The 13,754-nt window shown below is 69.8% G+C and carries 10 protein-coding genes and 1 tRNA gene; 3 read left to right on the top strand and 8 right to left on the bottom strand.

What is annotated here, in order from left to right:
- Positions 1-76 precede the first annotated feature (76 nt).
- The 3 genes from OM513_RS17180 to moaA form a co-directional block, all read right to left on the bottom strand.
- Positions 77-151: transfer RNA gene (locus tag OM513_RS17180), tRNA-Asn, on the bottom strand.
- Between the two features lie 79 nt (positions 152-230).
- Positions 231-1,001 carry an NAD kinase gene (locus tag OM513_RS17175; protein ID WP_264945907.1) on the bottom strand — a complete coding sequence of 257 codons (771 nt, stop codon included), beginning with the start codon at positions 999-1,001 and terminating at the stop codon, positions 231-233.
- Entirely contained in the window at positions 998-1,996 is a 999-nt protein-coding gene (moaA, locus tag OM513_RS17170) for a GTP 3',8-cyclase MoaA (protein ID WP_264945906.1), read from the bottom strand. The genes OM513_RS17175 and moaA overlap by 4 nt, the downstream gene beginning before the upstream one ends.
- An 80-nt stretch (positions 1,997-2,076) precedes the next feature.
- Between moaA and OM513_RS17165 the strand changes: the two genes are divergently transcribed.
- Both OM513_RS17165 and OM513_RS17160 read left to right on the top strand, forming a co-directional pair.
- Positions 2,077-4,065, top strand: a complete 1,989-nt coding sequence (locus tag OM513_RS17165) for a putative bifunctional diguanylate cyclase/phosphodiesterase (protein WP_264945905.1) — start codon at positions 2,077-2,079, stop codon at positions 4,063-4,065.
- The gene (locus OM513_RS17160) at positions 4,062-4,514 is read left to right on the top strand and encodes a YybH family protein (RefSeq protein ID WP_264945904.1); all 453 of its coding nucleotides are present in this window, start codon (positions 4,062-4,064) and stop codon (positions 4,512-4,514) included. The genes OM513_RS17165 and OM513_RS17160 overlap by 4 nt, the downstream gene beginning before the upstream one ends.
- 12 nt (positions 4,515-4,526) lie before the next feature.
- On the opposite strand, the gene mfd is transcribed toward OM513_RS17160, so the two are convergent.
- Together mfd and OM513_RS17150 are read right to left on the bottom strand one after the other, a co-directional pair.
- On the bottom strand, positions 4,527-7,985 hold the full coding sequence (mfd, locus tag OM513_RS17155) for a transcription-repair coupling factor (RefSeq protein ID WP_264946037.1): 3,459 nt from the start codon (positions 7,983-7,985) through the stop codon (positions 4,527-4,529).
- 44 nt (positions 7,986-8,029) lie between these two features.
- Positions 8,030-8,296, bottom strand: coding sequence for an FAD assembly factor SdhE (locus OM513_RS17150; RefSeq protein ID WP_264945903.1), 267 nt, complete (start codon positions 8,294-8,296; stop codon positions 8,030-8,032).
- Between the two features lie 120 nt (positions 8,297-8,416).
- On the opposite strand from OM513_RS17150, the gene recG reads away from it, so the two are divergent.
- Complete coding sequence (recG, locus tag OM513_RS17145; protein WP_264945902.1) at positions 8,417-10,480, top strand: ATP-dependent DNA helicase RecG; 2,064 nt, start codon at positions 8,417-8,419, stop codon at positions 10,478-10,480.
- A 4-nt stretch (positions 10,481-10,484) separates the two neighbouring features.
- On the opposite strand, the gene OM513_RS17140 is transcribed toward recG, so the two are convergent.
- From OM513_RS17140 to OM513_RS17130, 3 genes are all read right to left on the bottom strand, one after another.
- Entirely contained in the window at positions 10,485-10,808 is a 324-nt protein-coding gene (locus tag OM513_RS17140; RefSeq protein ID WP_264945901.1) for a PilZ domain-containing protein, read from the bottom strand.
- 108 nt (positions 10,809-10,916) lie between these two features.
- Positions 10,917-12,146 (bottom strand): tyrosine--tRNA ligase, encoded by a 1,230-nt coding sequence (gene tyrS / locus OM513_RS17135; protein ID WP_264946035.1) that lies wholly within the window; start codon positions 12,144-12,146, stop codon positions 10,917-10,919.
- Positions 12,147-12,235: 89 nt separating this feature from the next.
- Entirely contained in the window at positions 12,236-13,747 is a 1,512-nt protein-coding gene (locus OM513_RS17130; protein ID WP_264945899.1) for an acetyl-CoA hydrolase/transferase family protein, read from the bottom strand.
- Between the last annotated feature and the right edge of the window lie 7 nt (positions 13,748-13,754).

The raw sequence follows: 13,754 nt of genomic DNA, 5'->3' as shown, positions 1-13,754 counted from the left end.
TGATCGCGTTTTTGCCCGTATTTCAGGGCTGTGCAACGATTTCTGATCGCTGGTGATCGGCCCTGATCGGCCCGGCTGGCTCCCTGAGTTGGATTCGAACCAACGGCCGCTCGATTAACAGTCGAGAGCTCTACCGCTGAGCTATCAGGGAACAAGCCGAGGTGGGCGTCTATACGCCCGGATTTTCAGGATGCAAGCGCGGTTTGAGTCCGGCGCGGCCGCGGGCGCGGTCAGGCGATGAACTGTTCCATGGTGATGCGGTCGTCCAGCGCATGTTCGGGGTCGAACATCAGCGTCAGATCGCGGACATGGTCGATGCCGATGTCCACCTGCGTCACCTCGCGCACCTCATGCTGGTCGGCCACCGCGCTCACCGGGCGCTTATCGCCCTCCAGCACGCGGATGGAGATTCGCGTCTTGTCCGGCAGGATCGCGCCGCGCCAGCGCCGCGGGCGGAACGGGCTGATCGGCGTCATCGCGAGCAGCCCGGCGCCGAGCGGCAGGATCGGCCCCTGGACGGAGAGGTTGTAAGCGGTCGATCCCGCGGGCGTCGCCACCAGCATCCCGTCGCACACCAGCTCGGGCAGCACGACGCGATCGTTGACGGTGATCTCCAGCTTGGCTGCCTGGCGCGTCTCGCGCAGCAGCGACACCTCGTTGATCGCGGGATGCTCGATCCGTTCGCCCTGTACGGTGTGCGCGGTCATGGTCAGCGGCGAGACGCGGAAGGGCTTGGCGCGTGCCAGCCGCTCGTCCAGCCCCTCCAGCCGCCAGTCGTTCATCAGGAAGCCGACGGTGCCCAGGTTCATCCCGAACACCGGCACGCTGCGCCGCGTTCCCAGCATGCGGTGCAGCGTCTGCAGCATGAAGCCGTCGCCGCCCAGCGCGACCACCAGCTCTGCCTGTTCGAACGGCACCCATTCGTAATTCTCGCGCAGCTCCTGTGCGGCGAGCTGGGCCTGGGGCGTGGGCGATGCGACGAGCGCGCGCTTCTCGCTCATCCGCCGGTGACGCTCATGTGCCGCGCCACGGCGGGGGTGGCGCCCCGGGCGATGCGGAAATCGTGGCGCGCGGGCTTGATCGTCAGCGCCGCGTCGATCGCGGCATCCAGCGCGGCGATCCCGCCGGAGCGGATCGCGGCCTTCAGGTCCACCTGGTCGTCATGGCCCAGGCACAGGTACAGCTTGCCCTCGGTCGTGAGCCGCACGCGGTTGCACCCGTCGCAGAAATTGGCGGTGAGCGGCGATATCAGCCCCAGCCGCGTATCGCTCCCGGCCAGCCGCCAATAGCGCGCCGGCCCGCCGCTGGTGAACGAATCCGGCGCCAGATCGAATCGCCCGCGCAGATCCGCCAGTACCCCGGTGAGCGGCAGGAAGCGATCGGCGCGGTCCTCGCCCACGCTGCCCAGCGGCATCGTTTCGATCAGCGTCAGGTCCATGCCGCGCGCGGCTGCCCATTCGAGCATCGGCGCGATCTCGGCCTCGTTCAGTCCCTTCAGCGCCACCATGTTGATCTTGACGCGCAGCCCCGCCGCCCGGGCCGCGTCGATCCCGGCGATCACCTGCGCCACGTCGCCATGGCGGGTGATGTGGCGGAACACCTCCGGATCGCGGCTGTCGAGGCTCACGTTGACGCGGCGGACGCCCGCATCGGCCAGCGCCTGCGCGTGCTCCGCCAGCCGCGTGCCGTTGGTGGTCAGCGTCAGCTCGTCCAGCCCCTCGCCGACGTGGCGGCCCAGCCGGCGGACCAGCTCGGCCACGTCGCGGCGCACCAGCGGCTCGCCGCCGGTCAGCCGGATCTTGCGCACGCCGCGGGCGATGAAGCGCTCGGCGATCAGCGCGATCTCTTCCAGGCTGAGCACCGCCGCGCGCGGCAGGAAGGTCATCGCCTCCGACATGCAATAGCGGCAGCGCAGGTCGCACCGGTCCGTCACCGATATCCGCAGATAGCGGATTCCGCGGCCGAAACGGTCCTTCAGTGCGGGCGCGCTCTCCATAGGGCGCAGGAGGTAGGGCGAATGCGCACGGCAAACAACCCCGGTTGGCTTGGCGCCCCGCTTGCCGCTATCGCTGTGCAATGGACGAGCAGACCACGGCCCCAGACAGCGCGTTGCCAGGCGAATCGCCGGTTTTCCTGCTCTCGTTCCGCCAGCGCGACGAACTGGCGGCGGCGGCGGCGGGCGGCGGCTGGCGCGTGGTGGCGGCGCGGCGGGGCGAGGGGGTGGAGCAGCGCTTCGTGGCCAGCGGCGCCAATGTCGCGGTGGTCGATGCGCGCGGCGCGCTGAGCGATGCGCTGCTGGCCGCGCGCGCGCTGGGCGGGGTGGTGGAAGCGAACGGCGCGGCGATGCTGGTGCTGATCTCGCAGAGCGACACCATCCACGTCCGCGAATTCCTGGACGCCGGCGCCACCCATTTCCTGTCGAGCCCGATGTCCACCAACGCGATCCAGCAGGCGGTGCGCTTCGCGCTGCGCTATGTGGAGCGGCTGGAACGGACGCTGGGCACGGTGGGGGTGATGCCCGATCCGCTGGGCTGGAGCTTCGATCCGGAGCTGCGCGCGCTTCAGCTTACCCCCGCGCTCGCCGATCTGCTCGATCTGCCGGAGGCGCCGGGGGTGCGCGCGGCGCTGGCGCGGATCGATCCGGCCGATCGCGCGCTGGGCCGCGCGGCGCTGCGTCGGCTGGCCGGGGGCACGCCCTCCACCGCGTTCGCGCATGACCTGGCCGGGGTGGGCCGCGTGGTCCAGCATCTCCAGCGCGATGCCGCGACCGGGCGGCTGCACGCGCTGGTCGAGCGGCTGGGCCAGGCGCCGGACGCCAGCCTGGTGCGCGACGCGCTGACCGGCGCGCATGACGCCGCCAGCGCGCGCCGCTGGGTCCAGCAGAAGCTGGGGGAGGGCGCGGGAGTGGCCGCCGTGCTGATCGCGCTGACCCGGTTCGAGACGGTGAACACCGCCTATGGCCGCGCCGCCGGGGATTCGCTGCTGCGCGCCGTGTCGCGCCGGGTGGCCGATACCGCGCGCGAGCTGTTCGGGCGCGGCACCGTGGTCGCGCGGATGGGCGGATCGGAGTTCCTGATCGCGCGCGACGGCGCCACGCCGGAGCAGACCGCCCAGGCGGTCACCCGGTTCGAGGAGGCGCTGGACCGCCCCTTCGTGGTAGAGAACGACATCGTGCCGCTGGGCGCACGGGTGGCCTGCGTCGCCAGCGTGCCGGGTGACAGCGCGACCAGCCTGCTGCGGCGGGTGAGCGAGGCGCTGTTCGATCGCCACGTCCCCGCGGAATCGCCCGCGCCCTCGCTCGATCAACTCGCCGCCGACCTGCGCCGCGCGCTCGACCGCGACCAGATCGGCGTGCTGTTCCAGCCCCAGGTGGCGATCGCCACCGGCGCGATCGTGGGGGCCGAGGCGCTGGCCCGCTGGCGGCATCCGGAGCTGGGCGAAGTGGGGGCGGAGACGCTGTTCGCCGCCGCGGGGCATGCCGGGCTCACCGTGGCGCTGAGTGCGCATGTCCAGTCGCGCGCGCTGGCGGCGGCGGCGCGCTGGCCCGTGGTGCTGAGCAAGATCCGCGTTTCGATCAACGTCACCGCGGAGGAGGTCGCGCGGCCGGGTTTCGCCGATTCGCTGCTGGGCCGGATCGATTCGAGCGGCTTTCCGCGCGCGCGGCTGACGGTGGAGATCACCGAGGGCAGCGTGATGGCCGATCTGGGCGATGCCGCCCGGCTGCTGGCCGAGCTGCGCACCGCCGGGTGCCGCGTGGCGATCGACGATTTCGGCACGGGCTATTCCAGCCTGGCCTATCTGAAGGCGCTGCCGCTCGACTATCTGAAGATCGACAAGCGGCTGAGCCAGGACATCGCGGGCAGCGCGCGCGACCGGGTGGTGGTGCGCGGCGTGATCGATATGGCGCGGTCGCTGGGGCTGGCGGTGGTGGCCGAGGGCGTCGAGACCGAGGAGCAGCTTGAGCTGCTGGCCAAGGAAGGCTGCCAGTATTTCCAGGGCTTTCTGTGCGCCGGGCCGCTGGATAGCGACGCGCTGGCGCGGCTTGCGGGGGCGAGGACGCGATGAGGACGGTGCGTGCGATGCTGCTGGCGCCGGTCGCGCTGGCGATGGCCGAGGATGCGGCGGAGGCGCGCGCCGCGATCGAGGCGGCGATGGCCGATTCGGCGCAGGGCTGGAACGCGGGCGACGTCGATCGCTTCCTGGCGATCTATTCGGACGATCCGGCGACCAGCTTCACCGGAGCACAGGGCGTGGAGCGCGGAAAGGCGGGCATCCGCGCGCGCTATCTGGTAACCTATGCCAGCCAGTTCGGCGGGGGCGCGTCCGCACCGCCCACGACGCTATCCTTCGTCTTCGAGGATTTCCGCATGATCGGCGCCGATCACGCGCTGCTCATCGCGCGCTGGAAGCTCTCGCCGCGCGGTGCAGGGGAATCGGCGCAGACCGGCATGACCAGCCTGGTCTTCCGCCGCGAGGGTGGCGGCTGGAAGATCGTGGCCGATCACAGCAGTTAAGCCCGGCCGCGATCACTCCGCCGCCTTGGCCAGCCCGCGCGATAGCTGGAGCGCGCCATTGAGGCGGGCGCGGGGATTATCCCAGGCGCGGGTGATCACCAGCTTCATGTCGGGGCGCAGCCGGGCGGTGCCGGCGAGGCGCTCGACGTACGAAAGCAGGCCGGGCACGTTGGGGAACATGTCGCCATGGAAGTTGACGAGCGCGCCCTTGGCGCCGACGTCCAGCTTGGCGATGTTCGCGCGCTTGGCGTTCAGCTTGGCTTCGATCAGCACGATCAGGTTCTCGGTCGCCTCGGGCAGCTTGCCGAAACGGTCGATCATCTCGGCGGCGAAGGCCTCCAGCCCCTGGCGGTCCTCCAGCTCGTTGAGGCGGCGGTAGAGCCCCATGCGCAGGTCGAGGTCGGGGACATAATCCTCCGGGATCATGATCGGCGCATCGACCGAGATCTGCGGCGAAAGATCGCGGCTGCGCGCCTCGTCGCGGATGCCGCCGGCGCGCGCCTCCAGGATCGCCTCCTCCAGCATCGACTGGTAGAGCTCGTAGCCGACTTCCTTGATATGGCCGGACTGCTCGTCGCCCAGCAGGTTGCCCGCGCCGCGGATATCCAGATCGTGGCTGGCGAGCTGGAATCCCGCACCCAGCGATTCGAGGTCGGACAGCACCTGCAGCCGCTTCTGCGCCGCATCGGTCATCAGCCGCTCGGGCGGGGTGGTTAGATAGGCATAGGCGCGCGTCTTGGCCCGGCCCACGCGCCCGCGGAGCTGATAGAGCTGGGCGAGGCCGAAGCGATCGGCGCGGTTGATGATCATCGTGTTGGCGCTGGGGATGTCGAGCCCGCTCTCGACGATGGTGGTGGAGACCAGCACCTCATACTTCTTGTCGTAGAAGGCCGACATCCGCTCTTCCACCTCGCCGGGCGCCATCTGGCCATGGGCGACGACGTAGCGGATCTCGGGCACCTCATCGCGCAGGAACTGCTCGATATCGGGCAGGTCGGCGATGCGCGGGGTGACGAAGAAGCTCTGGCCGCCGCGGTAATGCTCGCGCAGCAGCGCCTCGCGCAGCACCACCGGGTCCCAGGGCATCACATAGGTGCGCACCGCCAGGCGATCGACTGGCGGCGTCTGGATCACCGAAAGCTCGCGCAGCCCGCTCATCGCCATCTGCAGCGTGCGCGGGATCGGCGTGGCGGTGAGGGTGAGGACGTGGACGTCGGCCTTCAGCGCCTTCAGCCGTTCCTTGTGGACCACGCCGAAACGCTGCTCCTCGTCGACGATGACCAGGCCCAGCCGCTTGAAATCGATCCCCTTGGCCAGCACGGCATGGGTGCCGACCACGACGTCCACGCGGCCTTCCGCCAGCCCCTCCTTGGTCGCCTTCGCCTCGTTGGCGGAGACGAGGCGGGACAGGCGGCCGATCTCGATCGGGAAGCCCTGGAAGCGATCGCGGAAATTCTGGAAATGCTGGCGGGCGAGCAGGGTGGTGGGGCAGACCACCGCTACCTGCATCCCGGCCATCGCTGCGACGAAGGCGGCACGCAACGCCACCTCGGTCTTGCCGAAGCCCACGTCGCCCACCACCAGCCGGTCCATCGGCCGCCCGGCGGCCAGATCCTCCAGCACATCGGCGATGGCGCGGTCCTGGTCCTCGGTCTCCTCATAGGGGAAGCGATCGACGAAGGCGGGATAGCCGCCGTGATCGGGCTCGGCGACCGGGGCGGGGCGGGTGGCGCGCTTGGCCGCGGTGGCGATCAGCTCGCCGGCAATCTCGCGGATGCGCTCCTTCATCCGCGCCTTACGCCGCTGCCACGCCTCGCCGCCCAGCTTGTCGAGCTGCGCGCCCTCTTCGGCGGAGCCGTAGCGGCTGAGGACCTCGAGGTTCTCGACGGGGACGTAGAGCTTGTCGCCGCCCAGATAGGTGAGTGCGACGCAATCGTGCGGCGCCTTCTGCACCGGGATCTGGGTCAGCCCCTCGTAGCGGCCGATGCCGTGATCGACATGGACCACCAGGTCGCCGGGCGAGAGCGTCGCCAGCTCCTGAAGGAAGGCATCGGTGTTCTTGCGGCGCCTGGCCCGCCGGACCAGCCGATCGCCCAGCATGTCCTGTTCGGTGAGCACCGCGACATCGGGCGTGGTGAAGCCGTGATCGAGCGGCAGCACCGCGAGCGCGACGTTGCCGTGCGCGACGCCCAGTGCCTCCTGCCACCCCTCGACCGGCACCGCGCCGGTGAGGCCGTGATCCTCCAGCAGCCCCTTCAGCCGCTCGCGCGCGCCGATCGAATAGCTGGCGAGCACCGGCTTGCGCCCGTCGCGGCGCAGCCGGGCGAGGTGCGCGACCACCGCCTCATAGACGTTCTTGCCCGCGGCGCGCTCGGGCGCGAAATCGCGGGGGCCGTCGACGTTGAACTCGACGACCGACTTGCTCTCCGGCTCGTGGAAGGCGGTGGCGAGGTGCGCGGGCGCCTCTGCCAGCCGCGCGTCCCATTGCTCGCGCGAGAGATAGAGCGTGGCGGGCTCCAGCGGGCGATAGCTCCCCGGATCGGCGCTGGCGGCGCGCACGCGATTGGCGTGATAGTCGGCGATCGCCTCGAACCGCGCCTCGGCCGCGCCGATGTCGCCCGGATCGCGGACCATCACCGCATCGGCGGGCAGATGATCGAACAGCGTTTCCAGCCGTTCCTCGAACAGCGGCAGCCAATGTTCCATGCCGGCCAGGCGGCGCCCGTCGCTGATCGCCTGATACAGCGGATCGCCGGTCGCGGTGGCCCCGAACATGTCGCGATAGCGGGTGCGGAAGCGGCGGATCGATTCCTCGTCGAGCAGCGCCTCGCTGGCGGGGAGCAGCGTGAAGCCGTCGATGCGGCCCGTGGTGCGCTGGTCGGCGGGATCGAAGGTGCGCACCGTCTCGATCTCGTCGCCGAAGAAATCGAGCCGCAGCGCCTGTTCCGCGCCCGAGGGGAACAGATCGACCAGCCCGCCGCGCACCGCGAACTCGCCCGCGTCGTTCACCGTGTCGACGCGGACATAGCCGTTGGCCTGGAGCATCGCCCCCAGCCGTTCCAGGCTGATCCGCTCGCCGGGGGCGAGCCGCGCGACGAGCTGGCGGACGCGGAAGGGGGTGAGCGTGCGCTGGGTGGCGGCGTTTACGGTGGTGACCACCAGCCGGGGCCTGGCGGTCTTCGCCTGGAGCGCGTGGAGCGCGGCCAGCCGCTCCGCCATCACGCGCAGCGTGGGGCTGGCGCGGTCATAGGGAAGGCAATCCCAGGAGGGGAAGGCGATCACCTCCAGCTCGGGCGCGAAATAGGGCGCGGTCTGCGCCACCGCGCGCATCGCCGCCTCGTCCGGCGCGACATAGACCGCCAGCCGCCCCGCACGCGCCAGATCGGCCATCAGCCACGGCAGGAATCCGGCAGGCACGCCCGCCAGCGTGAGGGGCCGTTGCGCGGCGAGGAGGGTCTGGAGGTCGGGCATCTTCATTCTCTCGCCCCTCCGTTCCGGGGAGGGGCCTTGCGGGATCAGCGGGAAATCGGCACGAAATTGAGCTGCTTGAGCGCTTCCATCATCGGCCCCTGCCAGCGCGCGGGGATTTCGGCGGTGCCCATGGCCCAGGCCATGATGTCCACGTCCTGCTCCTCCATCAGCGCCTCGAACCAGTCGATCTGGGCGTCGTCCCAGCCGGTGTGGTGCGCGTCGAAGAAACCGCCGACGAACAGGTCGGCCTCCTTTGTGCCGCGATGCCAGGCGCGGAAGCGCAGGCGCTTGATACGGGTATCTCTGTCCATGGCGGTTCCACGCGCGATTGGCCGGCAGCGCGGGAATGCGCCGTCGGCTGATGGGTCTGGCCGTGCAGATAGGCCGCCAGGTTGGAGAAAGCCACCGCTTCCTTTAGGCGTTGCGGCACGATGCGCCCCGATATCCTGAACCCGTTGTTCGCCGAGGTGACCGCGCTGAAGGGCGTTGGCCCGCAGCTCGCCAAGCCGCTGGAGCGGCTGGGGCTGGAGCGCGCGGTGGACGTGGCGTTCCACCTGCCGAGCGGCTGGATCGACCGTGTCCCGCGCGAAACGCTGGACGCCGCCGACGCGGGGCGGGTGATCGGCATCGTGCTGACGCCGGTGAACTATCGCATGGGCGGCAGCGCGCGGGCGCCGGCGCGGGTGCATGCGGTGGACGCGCAGGGCAATTACGTCAGCCTGGTCTATTTCGGCGGCAGCTCCGCCTGGGTGAAGAAGCTGTTGCCACTCAACGAACCGCGCTGGGTTTCGGGCAAGCTGGAAACCTATGGCCAGGAGCTGCAGATGGTCCATCCGGATCATGTGCTGCCGCCCGAAGAGGCCGCCGCGCACCAGGGGCGCGAGGCGGTCTATCCCTGTTCCGAAGGCATCACGTCGAAGCGGATCGCCGCGCTCGCCGAGCAGGCCGTGGCGCGCGCGCCGGAGCTGCCCGAATGGATCGAGCCGGGGCTGAAGGCGCAGCGCGGCTGGCCCGGGTGGCGCGAGGCGCTGGCGCGCATCCATGCCGATCCGGCCGACGCCAAGGCGCGCGAGCGGCTGGCCTATGACGAGGTGTTCGCCACGCAACTGGCGCTGATGCTGGTGCGCGGCGAGGCGCGATCGAAGCGGGGCAGGGCGCTGGCCGGCGACGGGCGGCTGCGCGGACGGCTGAAGCTGCCCTATGCGATGACGGGCGCGCAGGCGCGCACCGTGGCCGAGATCGAGGGCGACATGGCGCAGAGCCGGCCGATGCTGCGGCTGCTGCAGGGCGATGTCGGATCGGGCAAGACGCTGGTGGCGGCGATGGCGCTGCTGATCGCGGTGGAGGCGGGCGCGCAGGGGGCGATGCTGGCGCCCACCGAGATCCTGGCCCGCCAGCATTATGAGACACTTACGCGGCTTCTTTCAGGGCTGGACGTCAATATCGCGGTGCTGACCGGACGCGACAAGGGCCGCGCGCGGGAGGCGACGCTGATGGGTCTGGCGGACGGCTCCATCGACATATTGGTCGGCACCCACGCGATCTTTCAGGACGGCGTGGCCTATCGCGACCTGGGGCTGGCGGTGGTGGACGAGCAGCACCGTTTCGGCGTGGCCGAACGGATGATGCTGCAGGCCAAGGCGGAACGGCCGCCGCACCTGCTGGTGATGACCGCCACGCCGATCCCGCGCACGCTACAGCTTGCGATCCATGGCGAGATGGACGTCAGCAAGCTCGACGAGATGCCGCCGGGCCGCACTCCGGTGGAGACCCGCGTGGTCTCCGAGGACCGGCTGGGCGAGGTGGTGGACGCGCTGGGGCGGCATCTGGCGGGCGGCGGCCAGGCCTATTGGGTGTGCCCGCTGGTGGAGGAGAGCGAGAAGACCGACCTTGCCGCCGCCGAGGCGCGGGCGGAGGCGCTGCGGATGCGCTTCGGCGAGCGGATCGGGCTGGTCCACGGCCGGATGAAAGGGCCGGAGAAAGACGCGGTGATGGCGCGCTTTTCCGCCGGGCAGCTTGGCGTGCTGGTGGCGACGACGGTGATCGAGGTGGGCGTGGACGTGCCCAACGCCACGCTGATCGTGATCGAGGCGGCGGACCGTTTCGGGCTGGCGCAGCTCCACCAGCTCCGCGGGCGCGTGGGGCGGGGCGGGGGGCGATCGATCTGCCTGCTGCTGCGCGGCAACGCGCTGAGCGAGACGAGCCGCGCGCGGCTGGCGCTGATGCGCGACACCAACGACGGGTTCCGTATCGCCGAGGAGGACCTGCGGCTGCGCGGCGCGGGCGAGCTGCTGGGAACGCGGCAATCGGGCGAGATGCAGTTCCGGCTGGCGAGCCCGGAGGTGCTGGGCGCGCTGCTGCCCGTGGCGAACGGCGACGCGCGGCTGCTGATCGATCGCGACGGCGGGCTGAAGGGCGAACGCGGCCAGGCGGCGCGGACGGCGCTGTACCTGTTCGAGCGCGACGCGGCGGTAGGGCTGCTGCGCGCGGGCTGAACGGTCAGCGCTGGCGGATCAGCCGGGCGATCAGCTCGTAATAGCTGGCGAGATCGATCGCGGCGTCGAACTGGAGGCCGATGCGGCCGCCCAGCGACCAGCGCACCTCGGCCGCGAGCGTGCCGACGACGGGCAGGTTCACGCGGATACGGTCGCCGGGCTGGAAGACGGTGTCGCAGCGCGCCATCAGCCCGTGGGGCGAGATGTTCACCACCAGCAGCGAAAGCGCCTGCGCATCCGGCCCGAAGGCCCGCGCGCGGTGGTGGACTTCGTCGCGCCCTTCGCGACGGACTTCCGCATAAGCCAGGTTGCTGCCCAAATAACTCACGCCATGCCCCAATCACACCCAGAGCTGCACCAACGGTCCTATTCGGGCCCGTGTGAATCTGGATGCAATGAAGCTGATTAACGGCCGTTTATCGCGGCTTCCGCAATGTTACGTGGTTGGCGTCAACAATCCATGGTGCTTGCGGCCCGCCGAAATACGCACCGCAGCGCCCGCCATGGCGATGCGAAATGTTTCGTCAGCCACCTTTTCGCCATCGACGCGCGCGCCGCCGCCCTGGATCAGCCGCCGCGCCTCGCCCTTCGACGCGCAGAGGCCCAGGCCGATCAGCGCGTCGACGATCCCGATCCCGCCGGAAACCGGCATGCTGGGCAACGCCTCGCCCGCGGCGCCCTCTTCGAAGGTCTTGCGCGCGGTCTCGGCGGCTTCGGCGGCGGCATCGTCGCCGCGGCACAGGCGCGTCGCCTCGTTGGCCAGGATCTTCTTCGCCTCGTTGATCTCGGCGCCCTCCAGCGCCTCCAGCCGGGCGATCTCGTCGAGCGGCAGATCGGTGAACAGCCGCAGGAAGCGGCCGACGTCGCGATCGTCGGTGTTCCGCCAGAACTGCCAGTAATCATAGGCGCTGAGCTGATCGGGGTTGAGCCACACCGCGCCCGCCGCGGTCTTGCCCATCTTGGCGCCGTCGGCGGTGGTGATCAGCGGGGTGGTGACCCCGAACAGCTCCTTGCCGTCGATCCGGCGCGTCAGCTCGATGCCGTTGACGATATTGCCCCACTGATCCGATCCGCCCATCTGGAGCCGGCAGCCGAAGCGGCGCGAAAGCTCAAGGAAATCATAGGCCTGGAGGATCATGTAGTTGAATTCGAGGAAGGTCAGCGGCTGTTCGCGCTCAAGCCGCAGCTTGACCGAATCGAACGTCAGCATCCGGTTGATCGTGAAGTGGCGCCCCACGTCGCGCAGGAAGGGGACGTACTCCAGCTTGTCGAGCCAGTCGGCGTTGTCGACCATCACCGCATCGGTCGGGCCGTCGCCGAAGGTCAGGAAGCGTTCGAACACGCGGCGGATCGAGGCGATGTTGGCGTTGATGTCGTCCGAGGTGAGCAGCCTGCGGCTCTCGTCCTTGCCCGAAGGATCGCCCACCTTGGTGGTGCCGCCGCCCATCACCACGATCGGCTTGTGCCCGCTCTGCTGGAGCCGGCGCAGCAGCATGATCTGGACCATCGAACCGACATGGAGCGAGGGCGCGGTGGCATCGAAGCCGATATAGCCCGGGACGACCTGGGTGCTCGCGATGGAATCGAGCGTCTCCGCGTCGGTCACCTGATGGATGTAGCCGCGCGACGAGAGCAGGTTGAGCAGATCGGACTTGAACTGGGTCATGGTGGCGCGCGCCATAGCCGAGGCGGCGGCGCGCGTCATCCCCGCAGGTTCGGGCAGGATGGCTCCGGTTCCGCCAAAGGCCGACGACGCTAGCGAAGCATCGACCCGGTCTCGATGAACCGCTGGTGCCAGCTCAGCGCCTCGTTCAGCAGCGAGGGCGATTGCAGGCCGTAGGAGCCGGCGCGGGCGCGATCGTAATAATCGGCCAGCATCGGGCGATAGGCGGGGTGCGCGCACCGTTCGATGATCAGCGCCGCGCGTTGCTTGGGGCTCAGCCCGCGCAGGTCCGCAAGGCCCTGTTCGGTGACGATCACCTGCACGTCCTGGGCGATGTGATCGACGTGCGGCACCTGGGGCACGATGGCGGAGATGGCGCCGCCCTTGGCCGTGGAGGGCGTCATGAAGATCGAGACGAAGGCGTTGCGCGCGAAATCGCCCGATCCGCCGATGCCGTTCTGGATGCGCGATCCCATAACGTGGGTGGAATTTACGCTGCCATAGATATCCGCCTCGATCATGCCGTTCATCGCGATGCAGCCCAGGCGGCGGATCAGCTCGGGATGGTTGCTGATCTCCTGCGGCCTCAGGATCATGCGGTCGCGATAGCGGGCCATGTCGGCGTTGATCCGCGCCGCCGCCTCCGGCGAGAGCGAGAAGGAGGTGGCGGAAGCGACGCGCAGCTTGCCCGCGTCGAGCAGGTCCAGCATCCCGTCCTGGATCACCTCGGTATAGGCGGTCATGTTCTCGAACGGCGCGTCGACCAGCCCGGTGAGCACGGCGTTGGCGACATTGCCGACGCCCGACTGGATCGGCAGCAGCGAGGCGGGCAGGCGGCCACGCGCGACCTCGTGCCGGAAGAACTCCAGCAGGTGCCCGGCGATCGCCAGCGCGGCCGCGTCCGGCGCGGCGAAGGGCAGGTTGCGATCCGGCGTATCGGTCTCGACGATCGCGACGATCCGCTCCGGATCGCAGGAGAAATAGGGCGATCCGATCCGGTCGTCGGGCCGCACCAGCGGTATCGGCACGCGATCCGGCGGCAGATGCGTGCCGTAATAGATGTCGTGCATCCCCTCCATCGCGGGGTTCTGCCAGCGGTTGACCTCCAGGATCACCTTCTGCGCGCGATCGAGCCAGGTCTTGTTGTTGCCGACCGAGGAGGAGGGGATCAGCGCCCCGTCTTCGCGGATGCCGGCAACCTCCACCACCGCGACGTCGAGCGGGCCGAGCAGCCCCTGCCACGCCATCGGCGCGACCTGGCTGAGGTGCATGTCGAAATATTCCATCTCGCCGCGGTTGATCTTCTCCCGCGCGACCGGATCGGAATTATAGGGCAGGCGGAATTCGATGCCGTTCGCCTTGGCCAGCGCGCCGTCGAGCTCCGGCCCGGTGGAGGCGCCGGTCCACACGCGGACGCGGAACGGGCGGCCGGCGGCATGCTCGGCCTCGATCCGGGCCGCGAGCGCCATCGGCACCGCCTTGGGATATCCCGATCCGGTGAAGCCGCTCATGCCCAGCGTGGTGCCCGATTCGATCATCGCGGCCGCCGCCTGGGCGTCCATCACCTTCGCGCGGAGCGCTGCGTTGGCGATGCGGCTGGTCATTCGGCCT

Origin of the sequence: Sphingomonas canadensis, assembly GCF_026013525.1 — a bacterium.
Lineage (GTDB): Bacteria > Pseudomonadota > Alphaproteobacteria > Sphingomonadales > Sphingomonadaceae > Sphingomonas > Sphingomonas canadensis.
Note: the sequence above shows the minus strand (reverse complement) of the source record. Positions and strands in the feature narration are given on the sequence as shown.